Source organism: Leifsonia sp. NPDC058292, assembly GCF_042880955.1.
Classification (GTDB): domain Bacteria; phylum Actinomycetota; class Actinomycetes; order Actinomycetales; family Microbacteriaceae; genus Leifsonia.
This window is the reverse complement of sequence record NZ_JBHVYL010000018.1, coordinates 32,641-52,698: the sequence shown is the minus strand read 5'-3', so window position 1 is coordinate 52,698 and position 20,058 is coordinate 32,641. Positions and strand designations below refer to the sequence as shown.

The 20,058-nt window shown below is 68.1% G+C and carries 19 protein-coding genes; 11 read left to right on the top strand and 8 right to left on the bottom strand.

Translation table 11 applies throughout. The features are described 5' to 3' along the window. Nucleotides 1-9: 9 nt before the first annotated feature. From ACFVWR_RS11565 to ACFVWR_RS11555, 3 genes are all read right to left on the bottom strand, one after another. Nucleotides 10-1,260 carry an extracellular solute-binding protein gene (locus tag ACFVWR_RS11565; protein ID WP_387211643.1) on the bottom strand — a complete coding sequence of 417 codons (1,251 nt, stop codon included), beginning with the start codon at nucleotides 1,258-1,260 and terminating at the stop codon, nucleotides 10-12. Between the two features lie 88 nt (nucleotides 1,261-1,348). Further along, nucleotides 1,349-2,356 (bottom strand): LacI family DNA-binding transcriptional regulator, encoded by a 1,008-nt coding sequence (locus ACFVWR_RS11560; RefSeq protein ID WP_387211640.1) that lies wholly within the window; start codon nucleotides 2,354-2,356, stop codon nucleotides 1,349-1,351. A 124-nt stretch (nucleotides 2,357-2,480) separates the two neighbouring features. Beyond that, the gene (locus tag ACFVWR_RS11555; protein ID WP_387211637.1) at nucleotides 2,481-3,497 is read right to left on the bottom strand and encodes a LacI family DNA-binding transcriptional regulator; all 1,017 of its coding nucleotides are present in this window, start codon (nucleotides 3,495-3,497) and stop codon (nucleotides 2,481-2,483) included. A 183-nt stretch (nucleotides 3,498-3,680) separates the two neighbouring features. On the opposite strand from ACFVWR_RS11555, the gene ACFVWR_RS11550 reads away from it, so the two are divergent. Next, the gene (locus tag ACFVWR_RS11550) at nucleotides 3,681-4,115 is read left to right on the top strand and encodes a DUF6069 family protein (RefSeq protein WP_387211634.1); all 435 of its coding nucleotides are present in this window, start codon (nucleotides 3,681-3,683) and stop codon (nucleotides 4,113-4,115) included. A gap of 56 nt (nucleotides 4,116-4,171) precedes the next feature. On the opposite strand, the gene ACFVWR_RS11545 is transcribed toward ACFVWR_RS11550, so the two are convergent. Together ACFVWR_RS11545 and pyrE are read right to left on the bottom strand one after the other, a co-directional pair. After that, complete coding sequence (locus tag ACFVWR_RS11545; RefSeq protein WP_387211631.1) at nucleotides 4,172-6,778, bottom strand: hypothetical protein; 2,607 nt, start codon at nucleotides 6,776-6,778, stop codon at nucleotides 4,172-4,174. Further along, on the bottom strand, nucleotides 6,778-7,326 hold the full coding sequence (gene pyrE, locus ACFVWR_RS11540) for an orotate phosphoribosyltransferase (RefSeq protein ID WP_387211628.1): 549 nt from the start codon (nucleotides 7,324-7,326) through the stop codon (nucleotides 6,778-6,780). Before pyrE ends, ACFVWR_RS11545 begins: the two co-directional genes overlap by 1 nt. Nucleotides 7,327-7,546: 220 nt before the next feature. Between pyrE and ACFVWR_RS11535 the strand changes: the two genes are divergently transcribed. The 5 genes from ACFVWR_RS11535 (at nucleotide 7,547) to ACFVWR_RS11515 (ending at nucleotide 12,629) form a co-directional block, all read left to right on the top strand. Beyond that, nucleotides 7,547-8,698, top strand: coding sequence for an ATP-binding protein (locus ACFVWR_RS11535; RefSeq protein ID WP_387211624.1), 1,152 nt, complete (start codon nucleotides 7,547-7,549; stop codon nucleotides 8,696-8,698). An 81-nt stretch (nucleotides 8,699-8,779) separates the two neighbouring features. Beyond that, nucleotides 8,780-9,628, top strand: coding sequence for an exodeoxyribonuclease III (locus tag ACFVWR_RS11530; RefSeq protein ID WP_387211621.1), 849 nt, complete (start codon nucleotides 8,780-8,782; stop codon nucleotides 9,626-9,628). A 120-nt stretch (nucleotides 9,629-9,748) separates the two neighbouring features. After that, complete coding sequence (locus ACFVWR_RS11525) at nucleotides 9,749-10,594, top strand: ABC transporter ATP-binding protein (protein WP_387211618.1); 846 nt, start codon at nucleotides 9,749-9,751, stop codon at nucleotides 10,592-10,594. An 86-nt stretch (nucleotides 10,595-10,680) separates the two neighbouring features. Next, nucleotides 10,681-11,721, top strand: coding sequence for an aliphatic sulfonate ABC transporter substrate-binding protein (locus ACFVWR_RS11520; protein WP_387211615.1), 1,041 nt, complete (start codon nucleotides 10,681-10,683; stop codon nucleotides 11,719-11,721). Nucleotides 11,722-11,729: 8 nt separating this feature from the next. Next, nucleotides 11,730-12,629, top strand: coding sequence for an ABC transporter permease (locus tag ACFVWR_RS11515; RefSeq protein ID WP_387211612.1), 900 nt, complete (start codon nucleotides 11,730-11,732; stop codon nucleotides 12,627-12,629). A 24-nt stretch (nucleotides 12,630-12,653) separates the two neighbouring features. On the opposite strand, the gene ACFVWR_RS11510 is transcribed toward ACFVWR_RS11515, so the two are convergent. After that, on the bottom strand, nucleotides 12,654-14,078 hold the full coding sequence (locus ACFVWR_RS11510; protein WP_387211609.1) for an APC family permease: 1,425 nt from the start codon (nucleotides 14,076-14,078) through the stop codon (nucleotides 12,654-12,656). A gap of 133 nt (nucleotides 14,079-14,211) precedes the next feature. Here ACFVWR_RS11510 and ACFVWR_RS11505 point away from each other — a divergent pair, with 133 nt between their 5' ends. Beyond that, nucleotides 14,212-14,400 carry a hypothetical protein gene (locus ACFVWR_RS11505; protein WP_387211606.1) on the top strand — a complete coding sequence of 63 codons (189 nt, stop codon included), beginning with the start codon at nucleotides 14,212-14,214 and terminating at the stop codon, nucleotides 14,398-14,400. 94 nt (nucleotides 14,401-14,494) lie between these two features. Here ACFVWR_RS11505 and ACFVWR_RS11500 read toward each other — a convergent pair whose 3' ends face one another. Together ACFVWR_RS11500 and ACFVWR_RS11495 are read right to left on the bottom strand one after the other, a co-directional pair. After that, entirely contained in the window at nucleotides 14,495-15,394 is a 900-nt protein-coding gene (locus ACFVWR_RS11500) for an SDR family NAD(P)-dependent oxidoreductase (protein WP_387211603.1), read from the bottom strand. A 33-nt stretch (nucleotides 15,395-15,427) separates the two neighbouring features. Beyond that, on the bottom strand, nucleotides 15,428-16,165 hold the full coding sequence (locus ACFVWR_RS11495; protein ID WP_387211600.1) for a DNA alkylation repair protein: 738 nt from the start codon (nucleotides 16,163-16,165) through the stop codon (nucleotides 15,428-15,430). A gap of 49 nt (nucleotides 16,166-16,214) precedes the next feature. On the opposite strand from ACFVWR_RS11495, the gene ACFVWR_RS11490 reads away from it, so the two are divergent. The 4 genes from ACFVWR_RS11490 (at nucleotide 16,215) to ACFVWR_RS11475 (ending at nucleotide 20,004) form a co-directional block, all read left to right on the top strand. Then, entirely contained in the window at nucleotides 16,215-16,580 is a 366-nt protein-coding gene (locus ACFVWR_RS11490; RefSeq protein WP_387211597.1) for a hypothetical protein, read from the top strand. Between the two features lie 198 nt (nucleotides 16,581-16,778). Beyond that, nucleotides 16,779-18,224, top strand: a complete 1,446-nt coding sequence (locus tag ACFVWR_RS11485) for a DUF6421 family protein (protein ID WP_387211593.1) — start codon at nucleotides 16,779-16,781, stop codon at nucleotides 18,222-18,224. A 35-nt stretch (nucleotides 18,225-18,259) separates the two neighbouring features. Beyond that, a complete protein-coding gene (locus tag ACFVWR_RS11480) occupies nucleotides 18,260-18,937 on the top strand; it encodes an SDR family oxidoreductase (RefSeq protein WP_387211714.1) in 678 nt (225 codons plus the stop codon). After that, a complete protein-coding gene (locus ACFVWR_RS11475; protein WP_387211589.1) occupies nucleotides 18,934-20,004 on the top strand; it encodes a threonine aldolase family protein in 1,071 nt (356 codons plus the stop codon). The genes ACFVWR_RS11480 and ACFVWR_RS11475 overlap by 4 nt, the downstream gene beginning before the upstream one ends. The last annotated feature ends 54 nt before the right edge of the window (nucleotides 20,005-20,058 follow it).

The following is a 20,058-nucleotide window of genomic DNA, read 5'->3' as shown; positions in this document are numbered from 1 at the left end:
TCGGATTGATTACTTGGTTGCTGCCTCAGCGGCGCTCTGGGCGGTCTTGAGCGCTGCCTCCGGAGTCTGCGAGCCGCTGAGCGCATTCTGCACCGCGCCCCACAGCTGCTGCGAGATCTTCGGGTAGTCGGTGCCCAGGTTGTCGCTGGTGCGGCCCTTGGCGGCGGCCACCGCATCCACCCACGGTGCGAGCTCGGCGTTCGCGGCGACCTGCTCCTTCTGCGCCGCCTCGGTCGGGGCGATGTAGGAGAGCGTGGTGTCGGTCTTGACGAAGCTCTTCGTGCTAGTCAGGCAGTCCGCGATCTTCTTCGAGGTCGCGTAGCGGGCTGTGTCCTTCTGCACGGGGATGGTCATGAACTCGCCGCCGGTCGGTGCGGGTGCTGCACCGCCGTCGATGCCGGGAACGGTGAGGATGCCGTAGTCGATGCCGGCCTTCTTGACGTTGCCCAGCTGCCAGGTGCCGTTCTCGCCGAACGCGAAGTCGCCGGTCGCGAACTCCTGCCACGAGGTGGTCTGGGTGTTGTTGATGACCGAGTTGGGCGCGTAGCCCTTCTTCAGCCAGTCCGTCCACAGCGTGAGCGCGTCCACGGCCTTGCTGGAGTCCAGGTGGTTCAGGTCGGCGCCAGATCCCCAGAACCAGGGGAGGAACTGGAAGCTGCCCTCTTCCGTGCCGATGGCCGAGAACGTGATGCCCTTCTTCCCGGCGGCGGTCACCTTCGCCAGTGCGGCGGTGAGGCTGGGCCAGTCCTTGATCGTGGCCGGGTCGACCCCTGCCGCGTTCAGCACCGTCTTGTTGTAGTACAGCGCGAGGGTGTTCGCACCGATCGGGACGCCGTAGGTCTTCCCGTCGACCTGCCCGGCCGCCAGGATGTTCTTCTGGATGCTGGAGGTGTCCAGCTTGTTCTCGGATGTGCTGGTCAGGATGCCGGCGTCGGCGAGCGTCGACACCACCGGGTTGTCCACCAGCAGCAGGTCGGGCGAGCTGCCCTGCTGCCCGGCGAGCAGTGCCTTGTTGGTCAGGTCGCTCGTGTCGTAGCCGGTGCGCTTGACGGTGACTCCCGCCTCGGTGCCGCATTGCTCGACGAGCTTCGTCCAGTCGGCGGATGCGTCGAACTGGGGGTACGGATCCCAGAACGTGTAGCTCCCGCCGGCGCTGCTGCTCGAGCCCGAGCCGGAGCCCGAGCAGGCGGTGGCCCCGCCGATGACGGCGGCCGTCAGAACCGCCGCGCCGATGAGGCGGGCGTGCTTGTGTGCGATCACAGTATTCCTCCTTGAATCGTGCAGTGCTGTCGTGTGTGGATCCGGAGAGCGCCGGTTCGGATGTGCGGCGCTGCGTGTCTGTTCGGGGTCATTCGGTGCTCCCGCGGATCGTCAGTTCCGGTGCGATGAACCGGGTCACCGGGGCTCCCGCGAGCTCGGGCGACGCGATCCGGCGCACCAGTTGCCGGACCGCGTGCTGGCCCAGCTGATCGGGAGAGCTCTCGACGGCCGTGTAAGGCAGGGAGAAGGCTCGCCCGAAGTCTTTGGAGTAGAGGCTGGCGACCGACAGGTCGGTCGGCACCCGGGTGCCGCGCGCGGCGAGGATCGAGGGCAGCGCAGCGATGGTGGCATCGTTGTGCACGATCAGGGCTGTCGCCTTGGGGCGCGCATCCAGGATGGCGTTCATGCTCTGGCCGATGGCCGGCTGCTGCGCCTCGCCGAAATAGGGGTGGATCTGGATGCCGTAGCGGGCGGCGCGCTCGAGAGCGGCATCCCGGAACCGCCACCCGTAGGCGCCGCCGCGCTCGAACACGTGCTTCGGCGGCGACACGACGATGATCTCGCGGTGGCCGAGTCCGTAGAGGTGGTCAACGAGGATGCGGGCCGACTCACCGAAGTCGAGGTCGAAGACGTCGAGTCCTTCGGTGCGCTTGGGGAGGCCGACGAGGGCTCCCGGCTGCGGCGCCGCACGGAGTGTGTCGAGGCGTGGGTCGTCGTGGATGACGTCGAGCAGAACGACGCCGTCGACCATCCCGGCGCTCGTCACACGGCGCAGCGCTTCCGTTGCGTCCGTCTCGGTGACGAGCAGGATGTCGTAGCCCAGTTCGCGGGCGGTGTCGGAGACCGGGAGCACGTACTGGAGCATCGCCGGCGCGAACTCGTCCTGGTGGAACTGCGTCAGCAGGCCGATGACCATGGTCTGCGAGGTGGCGAGGGCTCGCGCCCCGGCGTTGGCGGTGAAACCGAGCGCTGACACGGCTTCGTCGATGCGCGCCCGGGTGGAGGGGGAGATGGATCTCTTGCCGGAGAGTGCGTACGACACGGTGCTCGGGGAGACGCCCGCGTGGCGGGCCACGTCGGAGATTGTGACCGCCATGGCACCTCCTCACGTCTTCATCGTCGAACCGGTTCGATTACTGTAGCGCCGAGTTGCGGCCATGACAAGTCGAAGCGGTTCGATACTTAAAAAGTGAGCCGAACCGACGGCACGCGACCGGCGATCAGCCGATCGTGCGCACAGTGCCGCGATCCACGAGAACAGGCTCGACGAACCGCACCCGCGGCTCGCCCGCGGCCTCCGGCGAGGCGATCCGCCGGATCAGCTGGCGCACGGCCTCGTGGCCGAGCGTGTCCGGGGAGGTCTCGACGGCGGTGTACGGCAAGGAGAACGCCTGCCCGAACTCACGCGAGAAGACGCCGACGACCGAGAGCTCCTCCGGCACGCGCAGCCCGCGCTTGTCCAGGTATGCGGGGAGAGCGGCGATCGCGGCGTCGTTGTGCACCACCAGCGCGCTGGCTTCCGGGGACTGCCCCAGCGCGAAGTCCAGCGAGCGCTCGATGCCCGGGTGCCGGGAGTCGCCGTAGTGCGCGACGAGGCGGATGCCGTGCCGAGCAGCCCGCTCCACGGCGGCGTCGCGGAACCGCCAGGCGTACGAACCGCCGCGATCGTAGACGTGGCGCGGAGGGGTGATCAGCACGATGTCCCGGTGACCGAGCTCGGCCAGATGGTCGACGATCAGGCGGCCCGCCTCTCCGAAATCAAGGTCGAACGAGTCGAAGCCCTCGCCGTTGCGCGCGTATCCGATCAGCACCGCGGGCTGCGACGCCTCCCGCAGTGCCGGCAGGCGGGCGTCGTCGTAGGTGACGTCGAGCAGCACGACGCCGTCGACCATCGCCGACGATGTGGTGCGGATGACGGCGCTCACCCGGTCGGCATCCGTCACCATCAGCAGGTCGTAGCCGTTCTCTCGCGCGGTCGTGGAGACCGGCAGCACGTACTGCAGCATCGCCGGCGCGAATTCGTCCTCCTGGAACTGCAGGTACAGCCCGAGCACGTTGGTCTGCGCCGTCGCCAGGGCACGAGCGCCGGCGTTGGGTGTGAAACCGAGCTCGACGATGGCGGCCTGGATGCGCTCGCGCGTCTCCTCCGAGATCGCGCGCTTGCCGGAGAGGGCGTAGGAGACCGTGCTGCGCGAGACGCCGGCGACCCTGGCGACATCGCCGATGGTGGCTGCCATGTGCTCCCTCCTCGACGAGGTCAATCCTGTCATGCCGTGGCTCGCCGCATCGACTACCCGTCCATACTCCCGCGGGCGACCATTCGCGCCGCCACTTGCGCCCCCGGGAGGATTCGCCCGGTCGGCGAAGCTCTTACCGTTGGCATCGGGCGACCTTCGTCCACACGATCGAAGGAGTTTCTCATGGCCGTTATCTCCCCCGCCGTTCGCCAGGGCGATCACACCGCCCGACGCACCGCCCTCCTTCTGACGGCAGGCGTGCTCGTCGTCGCGGTCGCGACCACAGTGGTCGCGTTCACCGCCCAGTCACTCACCGCCGGCAGCGACTTCCCCGCACTGAAACCCGCGGTGTATCTGCCGTTCGCGATCCTCGGCTTCGTGGCCGGATACGCGGGCTGGCGGATCGTCCGCTCACGGGCCGCCCACCCCGCTCGGGCACTCCGGCTGCTGGTACCGCTGCTGCTCGCGGTGTCCTTCATACCCGATATCGTGCTGCTGCTGACCGGGTTCATCCCCGGCACGACGGCGACCGGCGTGATCGCCCTGATGCTGATGCATCCGATCGTGGTGGCCGTCGGTGTTCCCGTGTTCCAGCGGATCGCGCCCGTCACCGACTGACGGCTTCTGCGCCCGGTTGAACCGCCAAACGTCGAAGCGGTTCGACCGTGGCTCGGTCAGCCGGTGGGGCCGGGACCCGCGACCGACGAGGTGAGCGGTTCGCCGCCCGACCGGTTCGCGAAGCAGTAGTACGACCGCTGGCCGGACTTCCACTGCTCGTCGGTCGCCGGATACGTTCCCTGCAACTGGAGGTCGGGGTAGGCGCCCGCGGCGTTCAGATCGATGACACCGGATGCGGTGCAGAGCAGGTTGATCTGCTGTGCGAGGGCATCCACTCCGGGATATGGCGCGGCCGGGTCGTTCGAGAACAGGTTCGTGTAGACCATCTGCGCCGCGTGGGGTGCTGCACAATCCACGACGGTGAACGTCTCCGCCCACGGCGTCGTGAACGGGTCGATGCACTCTCCGCCGCCGAGAGTGGGCCAGGGATGCGTTCCCGCCGGCTGCGGGCCGGCGGGCTTCGCCTGCACGGTCGGCGTCGGAGTGGGGGTCGGCGTCGGAGTCGGGGTCGGGGTCGCCGACTTGCTCGGGGTCGGCGCGGGAGCACCGGCTCCGAAGATCTCGGGCAACCGCGTTCCCAGGGCGAACAGGCCGATCAGCACGAGCACGACGGCGAGGCCGCCCGCCACCCAGAACAGGAGGCGGTTGGTACGCGCCGAGGTCGGCGAACCGCCCGACGTGGTCGACCCGGAGCCGCCCGGCGATGGCTCGATCGGTGGCCCGGCGGGGGTTCCCGGCGTCGGTGCCGCGGGGAAGGCGGTCGTCGCGGCCGGGAAGGCGGTCGTCGAGGCCTCCTCCGAGACTGCGCCGGGCGGCACGGCCGCCGGTGCTGCCGACGGCTCGGCCAGCTCGGGGAAGAGGATGGCGTCGGCGACGGATGCGGTGGGAAGCAGTTCCGTCTCGTCCGGCGCCGCGTGGTCCTGCTCCGGCTCGGTGGGCTCGGCGGGCTCGCTGGGCTCGGCGGGTTCGCTGACCTCCGCGAGGCTCGCCGCGTCGAGGGGCTGCGTCGCGGGTGAGGGAAGGGCGCCCATCAGCATGGCCGCCTCTTCGAGCGGTGGCACCGCATCCGTGACCGGGGCGTCGTCGTGGGGCGGTTGCACGTTCTCCGCGAGCGGCTCGTCTTGCGGATCGCCGGTGCGCGCGTTGAGCAGCGCCGCGATCTCCGTCGTGTCGAGCTTGGTCGTGGGGGTGTCCGCCGAGAGGGTGGGAGGAGTCTGCGGCTGCTCGGGCTGCTCGGGCTGCTCGGGCTGCTCGGGCTGCTCCGGCTGCTCCGGTTTCGGTGTCAGCGCGCCGGGGAGCAGGATGATGCCGGTGGTGTCTCCGATGACCGAGCGACTGGTCGGCTCAGGGGACGCCTCGTCTCCCTCCTCGCCGAAGAAGCCCAGAAGCGCGGCGAGGCCGTGGCTTTCCTGGGGGTTTGCGGCACCGGGTGCGTCCGTCGATCCGGGCGACTCAGCGGCGGGCTCGTCCGCCGGCGTCTCGGGGCCTGACTGGTCTGCCGCCGTCTCGTCGGCCGTGCCCTCGTCGGCCACGCTCTCGTCGGCCACGGGCGCGACGGCCGGCGGGAGGGCGTCCACGGGTCGGGTGAAGAAGCTCGCCGTGTCTTCCGGCGGCGGAGTCGTCACGGGAGGAGTCTGCGGCTCGAACACCGGCGGGACGAACACGGGCTCTGCACGATCCTCGGAGAAGAACGGTCTCCACTCGTCGGCGGCCGGCTCGGGTTCGTGCTGAGCCGGGGCCGGTTCCGGTTCGGGTTCCGCAGCGGCTTCGGGTTCCGGTTCGGGCTCGGGTTCCGGTTCGGGCTCGGGCTCGGCAGGTGCTTCGGCCGCCACCGGCTCCTCGGGCGGGGTGATCAGGACTTCCCACGAGGGCGGTTCGGGCATCCGCAAGGCGTCAGCGAAGCTCGGGCCGGCGTACGGCTCGGTGGGAGGGGTCGCGGCAACATCCGGCTGCGCAGGAACGACGGGGATGATCGGCACGACGGGGATCGGCAGCACGGGCGTCGCCTCGGTGCCCCCTGCCTGCTCGGACGGCTCCGCGGCGGGCTCCGCCGGCGCCTCGACCGGCCCGGTGTTCTCGACGAGGGGATCGGTTCCCACGCCGGGGGTCAGGTTCCAGACGAACGGCGCGTCCTCGCCGGAGGGCGCAGAGGGCTCGGCGCCTTCCGCTTGGTCGCCCGCGATGTCTTCCGGCGACACCGGGGACGTCGCGGGAAAAGCCTCCGGCGCAGGCGGGACCTCGGGCTCGAAGAGCGTCTCGAACGCCGGCGGCCGGGGCGGCTCGGGGTTCTCGAACTGCTCGGTCTGCTGTTCGGCGGCGGCCTGTTCCTGCTCCTGCTCGCGCGCCGCGGCCTCCTGCTCGGCGCGAAGCCGCTGGGCCCGGGTGGCCGGAGGCTCGACCCAGTTCGACCGACGCGGCCCGGGTTCGGGCAGTTCTTCCTGCGCGTCTTCCTCCGCCGGTGCCGAGGCATCGCTCTCACCCGACTGGGCGCCGGCGTCAGCGGCGCCGGCATCCTTGTCACCGCCCGCGACCTGGTCGCTGTTCAGGCGGCCACCGCTCAGCTGCTGAAGCAGCCATTCGGAGCTGCCGAACTCGGGCTCGGGCGAGGCGGGGCCGGTGCCGGCCTCCGGCTCGTCGTCGCCCGGGTGGCGGTGGTCGGCCACTACTGGAGCCCCAGATCCTCGAGCCCGATGGCGGCGAAGTAGGGGTATCCGGCGGTCTCGATGACCTCGCGGGCGCCGGTGTTCCTGTCGACGACGACGGCGACCCCGACGACCTGGGCGCCCACCTTCTCCAACGCCTCGATGGCCTTCAGCGGCGAGCCACCGGTGGTCGACGTGTCTTCGAGCACGATGACGCGCTTGCCGTCGAGGTCAGGTCCTTCGACCTGCTTGCCGCGGCCGTGATCTTTCGGCTCCTTGCGCACGACGAAGGCGTCATAGGAGAGGCCGCGTGCCGCGCCCTGGTGCAGGATCGCCGCAGCAACCGGGTCTGCCCCCATCGTCATCCCACCGACGGCGAAGACATCGGGCACCTCCTGGATGAGGTCGATCATGACCTGCCCGATGAGCGGGGCGACGCGGTGGTCGAGGCTGACCTTGCGCAGGTCGACATAGTAGGTGGCCTTCTTTCCGCTCGTGAGCGTGAAGTCGCCGTGGAACACGGCTTCGGCCGAGATGTAGTCGATGAGCTGCTGTCTTGCGTCGGTCACGTCCCCGATTCTATGGGTGAACACGCGGGAAACGCCTCTCCTCCGCGCTCGGCGGGCGGGTGCCGTCGCGCTGGATTCTGCTCTGCCGACCCAGCGCGAAATGCGCGGTGCAGCTTCTCTATGAGAATATATGGACGTATAAGGTTTTCCTTAGACGGAGGTATCGGGAGTTATTTTGTCGGAGTTCGGGGCCAACCCCTTCAAACCCGGTGCCGGGCGGGTGCCGCCGGAGCTAGCCGGTCGTGACGCGCTGCTCACCGAGGTTCGTCGCCACATGGATCAAGTGATCGATCAGTCCGAGGGCGAACGCCCCATCATCATCTCGGGCCTCCGCGGAGTCGGCAAGACAGTGCTTCTGAACGAATTCGTGCGCTACGCGCGCGAATCGAGTCGCTGGATCGCGATCAAACTGGAAGCGGTTGCGGGCGCGAGCTTGAAGAAGGCACTCGCACTGGCGATATTCGCGGAACTGCGCAAGCTCATGAGCACGGGGGATCACGCAAAGGAAAAGCTCGCCCGGTTCGTGGGCGTTTTCCGTTCGTTCCAGATCAAGATCGACTCAGCAGGCTCTTACTCGTTCGGGTTCGATGTGCCGCCGGCCGCCGGTATGGCCGACAGCGGGGAATTCGAAAGAGATCTGCTGGATCTGCTCTCCGAGCTCGGTCTTGCGGCCCGGGAATTGGGCATGGGCGTTCTTCTTGCAATCGACGAACTCCAGGACGCGCCCCGCGAAGACGTGAACGGTTTGAACGTGGCTCTCCACAACCTCGGACAGGACGCTTGGCCAGTTCCCGTCTCCTTCTTCGGCGCGGGCCTTCCCTCATTGCCCAGCGTGCTCGCTGACGCAACAAGCTACGCCGAGCGGCTCTACGACTTCCGCACACTCGATCTTCTCGACTCGACGGAGACCATCGACGCTCTGACCCGCCCCACGTTGGCGCGGGATGTCTCGTGGGAACCCGAAGCACTCACCATCACACTCGAGGCCGTCGGGGGCTATCCCTATTTCGCGCAAGCCTGCGGCAAACACGTTTGGGACGTCCGCGCCACGCCGGGGAGGATCAGCCTGGAGGACGCTCGGCTCGGGGTGGCTCTCGCACGAGAGGAAGTCGACCGCGGCTTGTATCAGTCGCGGTGGGACAGGGCGACCCCCGCACAGCGCGACATGATGAAGGCGATGGCGGCCGATGACGGAGCGCCTTCGGCGATCCAGGATCTCGTGGCCCGCACGGGCAAAACCCGAACCAGTGACCTCTCGGTCTCCCGTCGCGAGCTCATCATCAACGGTCACATTTACGCTCCAGACCGTGGCTTCGTCGCGTTCACTGTCCCCGGTATGGCGAACTTCATTCAGCGGCGGATCAACGACTAAGCCCGGGCTCTTCGCCCTGGTTCACGGCTCCCTTCCGGGCACTGTTGGGTGCCCGTCGGTGCCGCCGGATACGATCGAGGCATGCGTGTTGCGACCTGGAATGTGAACTCGATCCGCACCCGAGTCGGCCGGGTCGTCGACTGGATGGTGCGCGAAGACGTCGACGTGCTCGCCATGCAGGAGATCAAGTGCAAGCCCGAGCAGTTTCCCGCTCAGGCCTTCGAAGACGCCGGCTACGACGTCGCGATCCATGGCCTGAACCAGTGGAACGGGGTGGCCATCGCCAGCAGGCTTCCCATCGAAGACGTGCAGATCGGCTTTCCCGACATGCCGGGCTTCCTCAAAGGCGAAGACGGCCCCGATCTGCCCAAGGAGGCGCGCGCGATCGGCGCCACGGTCGACGGCATCCGGCTGTGGAGCCTCTACGTTCCCAACGGCCGCGCGCTCGACGACCCGCACTTCCACTACAAGCTCGACTGGCTCGCCACTCTGGCCGCCGACACCCAGCGCTGGCTCGCCGAGAACCCGGCGCAACCGCTCGCTCTGATGGGCGACTGGAACGTCGCACCGCTCGACTCCGACGTGGGCGACCCCAGTCTCGTCCCCGGGATCTCCACGCACATCTCGCCGCAAGAGCGCAGCGCGTTCAGCGTGTTCGAGGCCGTCGGGCTGACAGACGTGGTTCGCCCGCTGGTTCCCGATGGCTACACCTACTGGGACTACAAGCAGCTGCGCTTCCCGCGCAACGAAGGCCTGCGCATCGACTTCATCCTCGGCTCGAAGCCGTTCGCCGACCTGGTCACCGGTGCGAGCATCCATCGGAACGAGCGCAAGGGCGACGCCCCGAGCGACCACGTTCCCGTGCTCGTCGACCTCGAGTTCCCGGTCGACGATGGTGACGACGACGACAGGCCGATGATTTTCGGCTGAAACGGCCTCGCACGCCACATCCTGTTTCGTTGCGTTACGTCGCGCCCGACAGCGGCATCGACCGGCCGGTAACTTCGAAGGGTCCAGGCCACCTCCGCCTCGAGCCCCCGAACGAGAATCATGCCAACTCCGTCGTCTGCGTTCCCTGTCGAGTTCGTCGACGTCGCGCGCGCTTTCGCGACCGGCACGAAGAAGGGTGACCAGCAGCTGAGGCCCGTGCTGCGAGACGTCTCGCTGCGCGTCGAGGCCGGCGAAGTGGTCGCGATCCTCGGGGCCAGCGGATGCGGCAAGTCGACACTGCTGCGCATCGCCGGCGGGCTCGACCGACCGACATCGGGCGCGACCGTCATCGACGGCACCGCCGTCACCGGAGTCGACGCCCGCTGCGCCGTCGGGTTCCAGGAGCCCCGGCTGCTGCCGTGGCGCACCCTCTCCGCCAACGTCTCCCTCGGCCTCCCCCGCGGGCTCGACCGCCGTTCCGGCGCCGACCGCGTCGCCCAGCTGCTCGACCTCGTCGGCCTCTCCGCCTCCGCCGGCCTGCGCCCGCGCGAGGTGTCGGGCGGCATGGCGCAGCGCGCATCCCTCGCCCGCGCCCTTGCCCGCAACCCGGGTGTTCTGCTGCTCGACGAGCCGTTCGGCGCTCTGGATGCGCTGACCCGGCTCAAGATGCAGGACCTCCTCCTCGACGTGCACCGCGCCGCCCCCACGACCATCCTCCTCGTGACGCACGACGTCGACGAGGCCCTTCAACTCGCCGACCGCATCATCCTGCTGGGCGCCGAGGAAGGGCAACAGGGCGCGACCATCCGCCGCGTCCTGACCGTGCCGGGCCCCCGCCCGCGCGATCGTGGTTCAGCCGAACTGGCAGAACTGCGAGCCGAGCTGCTCGACCTGCTCGGCATCGATCGCCACGGCCACGCCCGCGGCGTCTCGGCCACCACCACGATCCCGGCCTTTCCTTACTGATCCACGGATTCGCCGCACCGATCCACAGACTCGCCGCACCGCGAGTCCGCACCACGTCACAGCTCCGCATCCCTTCGAGAGGCATCATGCGTAAACCAACCATCGTCACCACTGTCGCGGCCGTCGCCGCCGCGACGGCCCTGCTGCTCTCCGGCTGCGTCGCCGGAGAAGGAAGCGCGGCCGAGCCCGGCCCCTCGGGCTCCGCCGGGGTCACCAAGGGCGGAACCCTCAACATCGACTTCGCCACCTACAACCCGCTGAGCCTGGTCATCAAGAAGGAGGGCTGGCTCGAGAAGGCCCTCGCCGACCAGGACATCACCGTCAACTGGGTGCAGTCGGCCGGCTCGAACAAGGCCAACGAGGCGCTGCGCTCCGGCGCCGTCGACGTGGGCTCCACCGCGGGATCGGCGGCGCTGCTCGCACGATCGAACGGTTCGCCCATCCAGACCATCGACATCTTCTCGCAGCCGGAATGGTCGGCGATCGTGGTCGGCCCCGACTCGAAGGTCACCTCGGTGAAGGAGCTCAAGGGCAAGCAGATCGCTGCGACCAAGGGAACCGATCCCTACTTCTTCCTGCTGCAGGCGCTCGAGGCCAACGGCCTCTCCGCCAGTGACGTGACCATCCAGAACCTCCAGCACGCCGACGGCTGGGCCGCCCTCCAGAACGGCTCGGTGGATGCGTGGAGCGGCCTCGACCCGATCATGGCGAACGCAGAGAAGTCCGGCGCGAAGCTGATCTACCGCAACGTGGCCTTCAACACCTACGGATTCCTGAACGCCACGGAGTCGTTCCTGAAGTCGAAGCCGGATGTCGCGCAGACCGTGGTGAACACCTACGAGTACGCACGCGCGTGGGCGTTGAAGAACCCGGAGGAGACGGCGAAGATCCTCTCCGACGTCGCGGGGATCGACCCCGCCGTCGCCACCACGGTGATCTCCGAGCGCACGAACCTCGACGTCTCGCCCATCCCCGGCGACGCGCAACTGAAGGTGCTCAAGAAGGTCGGTCCGATCTTCGTCGAGTCCGGTGATGTGAAGAGCCAGGCCGACATCGACACCGCGCTGAAGACACTGCTCAACCCGACCTTCGTCAAGAAGGCCGACCCGAGCGCCATCGGAGGCTGATCCGCACCATGAGCTCTCAGAACGCGCCGGAGGTCGACGGGCGGCCGTACGTCGTCGCCGGCGGGCCGGGCCTCGAAGCCGGCGGCGGCACATCCGTCGCCGGTGAGAGGCCCCGGCCCGCAGCGAAGGGACGCGACGGCCGTCCGTCGTTCCTCTCCCGCCGGTCGGTGCGGATCGTCGGCGGATTCGTGCTGCCGCTCATCCTGCTCGCGGCGTGGCAGATCGCCGCCACCTCCGGTGCGTTCACCTCGGCCCAGCTGCCGAGCCCTGCCGACGTCGTCGCCGCGGGCGTTGATCTCGCGCAGCGCGGGCTGCTGGGGCTCTACATCGCCATCTCGACCCAGCGCGTGCTCATCGGCTTCGCGTGCGGCGCGCTGCTCGGTCTCGCCTTCGGCGCCCTGGTCGGACTCTCCCGCCTCTGGGACATCTTCTTCAGCTCGACGCTCGCGGCCATCCGGGCGGTGCCGTCGCTCGCCTGGGTGCCGCTGCTCATCCTGTGGTTCAAGATCGGCGAAGACTCGAAGGTCATCCTGATCGCCATCGGAGCGTTCTTCCCGGTCTACACGACCGTCGCGGCTGCCCTCAAGCACGTCGACAGCCACCTCGTCGAGGCCGGTCGCGCCTTCGGCTTGAAAGGCGTGCGGCTGTTCACGACAGTGCAACTCCCCGCGGTTCTGCCGTCGGTCGTCTCCGGCCTGCGCCTCGCGCTCGCCCAGTCGTGGCTGTTCCTCGTCGCCGCCGAGCTGATCGCGTCGTCGATGGGGCTCGGCTTCCTGCTCAGCGACTCGGCGAACAACGGCCGCACCGACAGGCTGTTCCTGGCGATCATCCTGCTGGCCGTCATCGGCAAACTCACCGACTCGCTCGTCGGGCTGTTCGAACGCTGGTCGGCTCGCCGCTGGGGGTAGCCCCGCGGCGACCGACCGCGCCGGCTACCGCTCGGCCCCGGTGTCTGCGGTCTCGCGACGCCGGGCCCTGGTGGTGAAGATCCGCTCGACGATCCACAGCACGACCCCGATCGCGAGCAGCGCCAGCGCGATGCCGTACTGACCGGCAGGGCGCCCCGACGTCCACGGGAAGACGAGGTACAGGCAGGTGATCGCCCCGATGATGGGCAGTACGCGCGCGGTGCGGAAGTGCTTGTGGTCGACCGGCTTGCGGCGCAGCACCAGCACGGCGACGTTGACCACGGCGAACACTGCGAGCAGCAGCAGGGATGTGGTGCCACCGAGCAGTGCGACGATCGAGCCCTTCGGGTCGAGCGACACGTAGAAGATCAGGGCGATCGCTAGAGCGCTGGTGAACAGGATGGCGGCCCACGGCGTCTGGCGCTTCGGCTGCACCTTGGAGAGGAAGCCGGGCAGCACCTTCTGCTTGCTCATGCCGTAGAGCAGCCGGCTCGCCATCATCATGTTGATCAGAGCCGTGTTGGCCACCGCGAACATGGAGATGAAGGGCAGCAGGTCGGCGATCGGGAAGTCCGGCGCCGCGGCCTGCACCGCGAGCACGAGCGGGGTCTCGCTGCCGGCGAGCTCACCGATCGGAACGAGCGCCACGACGCAGATCGACACCAGCACGTAGACCACCGCGGTGATCCCGAGGCCGGTCAGCATCATCTTGGGGAAGATCTTGCTGGGGTTCTTCGTCTCCTCGGCCATGTTCACCGAGTCTTCGAAGCCGACCATGGCGAAGAACGCCAGCGAGGTCGCCGTGCTCACCGCGAGGATCACGCCCTTGTCTTCCGGCGTCTCGAACGCGACGACCCTCGACAGATCGGCGTTGCCGCCGGCGATGGCCCACAGGCCGATCATGATGACGAGCAGCAGACCGGAGAGCTCCACGAGGGTGAGCACCACGTTCAGCCAGACGCTCTCGGTCACGCCTCGCAGGTTCACGAGCATGATCAGCACGATGAACGCGATGGCGATCAGCAGCGTCGTCAGGTTGTCGGCCGGCAACGCGAACCCGACCGTCAGGTTCACCGCGAAGGCTCGGGATGCGGTGGCCGCCGACGTGATGCCCGACGTCATCACGATGAAGCACACGATGAACGTGAAGAAGTGGATGCCGAACGCCTTGTGCGTGTAGAGAGCCGCACCCGCCGCCTGGGGATACTTCGTCACGAGCTCCAGGTAGGAGAACGCCGTGACGGTCGCAACGGCGAACGCCAGCAGGAACGGCACCCAGGCCGCACCGCCGACCTCGGCGGCGACCTGCCCGGTGAGGGCGTAGACGCCGGTTCCGAGAATGTCGCCGACGATGAAGAGGAGCAGCAGCCCTGGGCCGAGGGCCCTCTTCAGCTCCGGCTGACCTCCGTCTGCGGTCTTGATGACCTGGGTCCAGGATGGATCGCTCATGATGCCCACTCTCCGTTGATCGGTGCGCAAACACTTTATGTGAGAGTCCTCAGAAATGCGACCCGAAGAGGGGCGGTCTGGGCTTGTTCTAGTTGTGCTAAAGCTGCCTGCGCCGTCGGCAGCTAGCGTCACCGTGAACCCGATCGGTGACTTCGGCGGCTTCGGGATGCGCTACAGCACCGGCCGACGGTTCGGCGTCGTGCTCCGTCACGGACCGCCGATCGGGGTCGAACGGCGTGATGGTCGGCGCTTCGTGGTCACCGTCGCGGACGCGGACACGGGGGCAGCTCTGCTGCAGGCTCTCGCGCAGCGCTCACAGTAGCCCGGCGCCGTCGTTCGGCCCGTTCGCTCGTGCGAAAAGTGGGGTTCGCGGGCTCGCGACCGCACTTTTCGCACGAACGGATGGGGGTACGGCGTCAGCTTTGGCGGCCGGTGAAGTCGTCCATCGAGTTGTAGACGCCGAAGACGCGGCCGGCGACGGCATCCCAGGCGCGGGTCGGCAGTATGCCCTTCAGCGTCTTCGCGAGGCCGACCGACCAAGGGAGCATGAGGAAGGAGCGGCCGGCGAGCATCGCGCGCCAGACGCGGTCGACCACATACTCGGGGGTGAGCACGGGCGTGAGGAGGGGCCCGCGAGCGCCCTCGAACATCCCCGTGGAGATGTAGCTCGGCACCACGGTCGTCACACGCACGTGCTCGAAACCCTGCTGCACGAGCTCGAGGCGAAGACTGTCGCTCCACCCGATCACGGCCCACTTTGAGGCCGCGTAGACGCTCATCCGCGGGTTGGCCACGGTGCCGGCGGCCGAGGCGATGTTGACCACGCGGGCCTCCCGGGCGCTCTGGATCATGCCCGGCAAGAACTCGCGCGTGATGTACATCGGAGCGAGCGCGTTCACCTGCATGGTGCGACGGGTGTCCTCGCCGTTGTCGTGCTCCCAGAAGTATTTGCCCCGCACGATGCCGGCATTGTTGATCAGCACATCAACGCCGCCGATGTCTTTCCGGACCACCTGGGCGCTCTGGGCGATCGCGCCCAGCTCGCTGAGGTCGAGCACGTAAGGATGGATGGTCGTGGCCGGGGCTCCCTCCGCCGAACTGGGCGAACGGGTGGGCGCTCCCCAAGCGGAGTCGCCGCGCCGCCTCATGACGTCTGCGCGCAGTTCGTCGACGAGGGAGGACAGCGCGGCCTCATCGCGATCCCAGAGCACGACAGCCCTCGCGCCCTCGCTCACGGCGCGTTCGGCGTAGAGCCGGCCCATCCCGGAGGCGGCACCGGTGATGAGCACGCGTGCGCCCCGAACGGTTCTCGTCATACGACCATCATCGCAAGTCCAGCTGGCAACCCGTCATCTGCGGCTCCGATAGTCGGCCCGCTGTTCCGGTGCGAGGTGCTCGGTGGCGTAGCTCAGCATCGTGCGAGGCATGCGCGGCGCGTGCTCGTCCAGGAACCCGAGCAACTCGCCGCGGTCGACCCGTTTTCCGACCTCGCGCAGCATCCAGCCGACCGCCTTGTGCATCAGGTCTTCGGGATCGTCGAGCAGTCGTTCGGCGAGCGCGAGGGTGGTGGATGCGTCGCCGTGCTTGATGAACGCGAACGTGGAGAGCACGGCGACTCGGCGCTCCCACACGCTCTCGCTCCGCGCGAGCTCGAACAGGAGGTCGCGCGGCCGAGTGAAGAGGTACTCCCCCAGCACGAACTCGGCAGACGAGTCGACGAGATCCCAGTTGTTCACCCGCCCGCGCCGCACGGCGGCCAGATAGAAGTCGGCGATGCGCTTCTGCTCGGTCTGGTCGTCGACGCGCGGGGCGCTCGCCGCGGCGAAGAGGCGGTCGAGGATGAGCAACCCGGCGAGCCGATGCTCGTGCACCTCGCTGTCGAGGAGCTTGTCCACCTCGGCCGGCGGCAGTGCCGCGAAACGCTTGACGACACCTCGGGTCGCCGGCACGCGCACGCCGATGAACACGTCTCCGGCGCCGTACTGACCGGGGCCCGTCTTGAAGAAGCGCTGAAGGAACTCCGCGTCGCCAGGGTCCGCGATCTCGGCGAGCGCGTCCATCACGTCCTGAGCGGATGCGGGGGTCATGTCTCCGACGATAGGCCCGCGCACGCTTCGGAGACCATAGAGTGAACCGATGATCAGCAGACGGGATGCGGCCCAGCGCCTCGATATCAGCCTCGAGATGGCGACCAGGCACGGCATCCCCTCCAAACTGAGCGAGCGGGAGTTCGCCGAGCTCGACGCGAATCCCCCGGCCTGGCTCGCACAGTCGCGCGCGAACCGCACCGGCAAGCGTCCGGTCTGGGTGCAGCTCACCTGCGATGTCTGCGGCTTCACGGAGTCCGCGCGCCCGAAGAAGTGGTGGCCCGATTTCACCTACCTGACCTGCGACTTCCACGTGCCGACCGATCTGCCCGATCCCCTGCCTTCGCTGAGCCGCCGTGAGGTCGACGGAATCGGAAGCCGCTTCATCGGGATCGTGGACGAGCGACCGACGTAGCAGGCTCCTCCCCAGGGGAGCATTTCGCGCGTCTGTCCACAGATTCGCGTAGGAAATCCGCGCCGATCGGCGCATTCACGCAGGATTATCGGTAGCGGGGCAAGAAAAGTTCCCGGGCTACTCGTTAGGCTCGACGAGGGCGCAAACCTGCGCTCACGATGTCGCGCGAGCGGCCGATCAACGGCGGGAGGTTTCGTCATGTCACAGTTCGTATCCCAGTTCGAGAAGAACGCAATTGTCGGAGAACCCGAGGTTGTCGAAGACGCCCGTTCCGTGCGCGCGCTCGCCTCGCATCCCGCCTGGCTCCGTTTGAAGGCCGCCGCCGTGGCTCTGCAGCCCCTGCAGGTCAAAGACGGATCGGTTCCCGAGGAGTCCGACAAGCCCGCCGCAGCGCAGCACGTCGACGACATCGCCGCCGCCATCGGCGAACTCGCGCCGTTCTTCTCACACGACGCCGCCTACCTCGACGCGCTCGCGGTCGACTTCCGCCGGTGGTCGGAAGGCGGCTTCGGCGTTCCCGACTTCCTCGACTCGCTGAACGCGTTCCAGCCGCAGCAGAATCGCATCGACGGTCTCGGCCACCTCGTGGTGTTCCCCATGTACACGCAGAACGGCAGCACCAACCGACTGGTGGAGGCCGTTCTCGTCGAGGTCATCTGGCCGGAGTTCATCTCCGAGCTCGAGGCCGGGGAGTACGGCAACAAGCTCTTCGTTCCCATCCGGTTCGTCGACTTCACGCCCGGGTACGACACCAATTCGGCGGTGCTGTTCCCCGAGACGGTCGCCATGCGCGAGATTCCGACCTTCACCTGGGGCGCCATCTTCCAAGACCGCGAGGCGGCACGGTACCGCCGGGTGGTGGCCGCGGCCTCGCAGATCACGAAGCTGGAGCTTCCGGCCGAAGCGGCGAGGATGCTGGACGACCAGCAGCTCACCGAAGAGACCTTCGTGATGTGGGATCTCATCCACGACCGCAGCCACATGCGGGGCGACCTGCCGTTCGATCCGTTCATGATCAAGCAGCGCATGCCGTTCTTCCTCTACTCATTGGAGGAGTTGCGCTGCGACCTCACCGCGTTCCGCGAGTCGGTGCGGCTGGAGCGCGAGCTCTCGGCCCTGCCCGAGTCGGAGCTGTCGGAGGCACAGCGGGAGATCCGCGACCACGCTCACCTCGTGCAATACGCGGTGATCTTCGATCGCATCTTCCGGTTCGCGATCACAGGAAGCCGGGTGCGCAACTACGACGGGCTGGGCGGCCAGCTGCTCTTCGCGTGGATGCATCAGCACGGCGTGCTGCACTGGACGGACACCCAGCTCACCATCGACTGGGAGAACGTTCCGGATGTCGTCGTCGCGTTGAGCGACCAGATCAACGAGCTCTATTGGCGATCGATCGACCGCCCGAAGGTGGCCCACTGGCTGGCCGCCTACGAGATGCTGACGCAGACGCTCACGCCGAACCCGGCATCCAACTGGGCCCGCGGACTGCCCGACGAGATTCTCGCAGGCGTTCCGAAGGGCTACACGGATGCCGTGCTCGACGACGAGTTTCCGCTCTCGATGTTCTACGAGGCGCTCGGCAAGAAGATGGCGTCGGTCATCGAGTCGACCGCCGGCATCACCGGCGAATCGGACGTGCGGTGAGCCCAGAGCTCGACGGAGACTCCCGCGGGGCCCGGATGGAGGCATCCGGGCCTCTCGGCGGGAAGGTCGTGCTGGTGGCCGGGGCCACGAGCGCGAGCGGCGAGGCCGTGTCGCGCGCGCTGGTCGCGGCGGGCGCCACGGTGCTCGCCGTGGGCACCCGGCCGGAGGCACTGGATACGCTCGCGCTCGCGGTGCCGGGCGTCGACACGAGGGTCTGCGATCTCGCCGACCGTTCCGCCGTCGCCGAACTCGCGATGCGGATCCACCTGAAGTTCGGCAACGTCGACGGTCTCGTGCACCTGGTGGGCGGCTGGCGCGGCGGAGGCGGCATCGCCGGCCAGACAGACGACGACTGGGAGTTTCTGGAGCGTTCGTTCACCACTCTGCGCAACACGACGCGCGTGCTCTACGACGATCTCGTCGCCTCGCCGGCCGGGCGGCTGGCGGTGGTCTCGTCGACCGCCGTCGACAAGCCGTACGCCGGCGGCGCGAACTATGCGGCGGCCAAGGCTGCGGCGGATGCCTGGACCCGCGCCGTCGCGCAGGGGTTCGCCAAAGAGGCACCCTCCGCCGCAGCGGCGATCTTCGTGGTGAAGTCGCTCTCCGGACTCGAGGAGCAGCTGGCGCAGTGGGTCGTCGCGCTGTGGAGCGCCGAGGCCACGGCCATCAACGGCGTTCGGCAGCCGCTGGAGCCTGCGAGGATGGAAGGGTGACGCTACAACTCCATGACCTGGCCCTGCGCGGCTTCGCCTCCGACAACTACGCGGGAGTGCATCCCGAGATCCTCGACGCCATCGCGGCCGCCAACGAGGGCCACCAGATCGCCTACGGCGAAGACGTCTACACCGCACGCCTGCACGAGGTGTTCGAGCAGCACTTCGGCGAGGGCGTGCAGGTGTTCCCGGTGTTCAACGGCACGGGAGCCAACGTCGTCGGCCTGCAGTCCATGCTTCCCCGCTGGGGCGCGGTGATCTGCGCGAAGACCGCGCACATCAACACCGACGAGGCCGGAGCGCCCGAGCGCGTCGGCGGCATCAAGCTGCTGACGGTCGAGACGCCCGACGGCAAGCTCACGCCCGACCTCATCGACCGCGAGGCGTGGGGCTGGGGGGATGAGCACCGCGCTCAGCCGCTCGTCGTCTCGATCACCCAGACCACCGAGCTGGGCACCGCGTACACGGTCGAGGAGGTCAAGGCCATCGCCGACCACGTGCACGCCCGCGGCATGAAACTGCACATGGACGGCGCACGCATCGCGAACGCCGCCGCGTCCCTCGGCGTTCCGCTTCGCGCGTTCACCACAGACGCCGGCGTCGACGTGCTCAGCTTCGGCGGCACCAAGAACGGCATGCTCTACGGCGAAGCGATCGTCGCACTCAATCCCGAGGCGTCCGACGGACTCATCTATTTGCGCAAGCTCAACATGCAGCTCGCGTCGAAGATGCGCTTCATCTCCGCCCAGCTGATCGCCATGCTCACCGACGACCTCTGGCTGCGCTCCGCCTCCCACGCGAACGCGATGGCCAGCCGTCTGCGTTCGGCACTCGAGGCGGGCATCGCCGACGGCAGCATCCGTGGTGTCGGATTCAGCCAGCAGACCCAGTCGAACGGTGTGTTCGCCACGCTGCCGACCGGTGTCGCCGACCGGCTGCGCGAGCACTTCCGGTTCTACGACTGGGATGCGGCCAACAACGAGGTGCGCTGGATGTGCTCGTTCGACACCACCGAGCACGACATCGACGCCTTCGTGGCCGCCCTCATCGAGGAGCTCGCCGCCTAGCGCGGCCTGCCACTCCAACTGGGGTACAAATTTGTCCTCCATTTGACCCACACG

Coding starts and splice junctions, on each gene's coding strand:
- ACFVWR_RS11560 (WP_387211640.1), bottom strand. CDS start 2,356: ATGGCGGTCACAATCTCCGACGTGGCCCGCCACGCGGGCGTCTCCCCG.
- ACFVWR_RS11555 (WP_387211637.1), bottom strand. CDS start 3,497: ATGGCAGCCACCATCGGCGATGTCGCCAGGGTCGCCGGCGTCTCGCGC.
- ACFVWR_RS11550 (WP_387211634.1), top strand. CDS start 3,681: ATGGCCGTTATCTCCCCCGCCGTTCGCCAGGGCGATCACACCGCCCGA.
- ACFVWR_RS11530 (WP_387211621.1), top strand. CDS start 8,780: ATGCGTGTTGCGACCTGGAATGTGAACTCGATCCGCACCCGAGTCGGC.
- ACFVWR_RS11525 (WP_387211618.1), top strand. CDS start 9,749: ATGCCAACTCCGTCGTCTGCGTTCCCTGTCGAGTTCGTCGACGTCGCG.
- ACFVWR_RS11520 (WP_387211615.1), top strand. CDS start 10,681: ATGCGTAAACCAACCATCGTCACCACTGTCGCGGCCGTCGCCGCCGCG.
- ACFVWR_RS11515 (WP_387211612.1), top strand. CDS start 11,730: ATGAGCTCTCAGAACGCGCCGGAGGTCGACGGGCGGCCGTACGTCGTC.
- ACFVWR_RS11510 (WP_387211609.1), bottom strand. CDS start 14,078: ATGAGCGATCCATCCTGGACCCAGGTCATCAAGACCGCAGACGGAGGT.
- ACFVWR_RS11500 (WP_387211603.1), bottom strand. CDS start 15,394: ATGACGAGAACCGTTCGGGGCGCACGCGTGCTCATCACCGGTGCCGCC.
- ACFVWR_RS11495 (WP_387211600.1), bottom strand. CDS start 16,165: ATGACCCCCGCATCCGCTCAGGACGTGATGGACGCGCTCGCCGAGATC.
- ACFVWR_RS11490 (WP_387211597.1), top strand. CDS start 16,215: ATGATCAGCAGACGGGATGCGGCCCAGCGCCTCGATATCAGCCTCGAG.
- ACFVWR_RS11485 (WP_387211593.1), top strand. CDS start 16,779: ATGTCACAGTTCGTATCCCAGTTCGAGAAGAACGCAATTGTCGGAGAA.
- ACFVWR_RS11480 (WP_387211714.1), top strand. CDS start 18,260: ATGGAGGCATCCGGGCCTCTCGGCGGGAAGGTCGTGCTGGTGGCCGGG.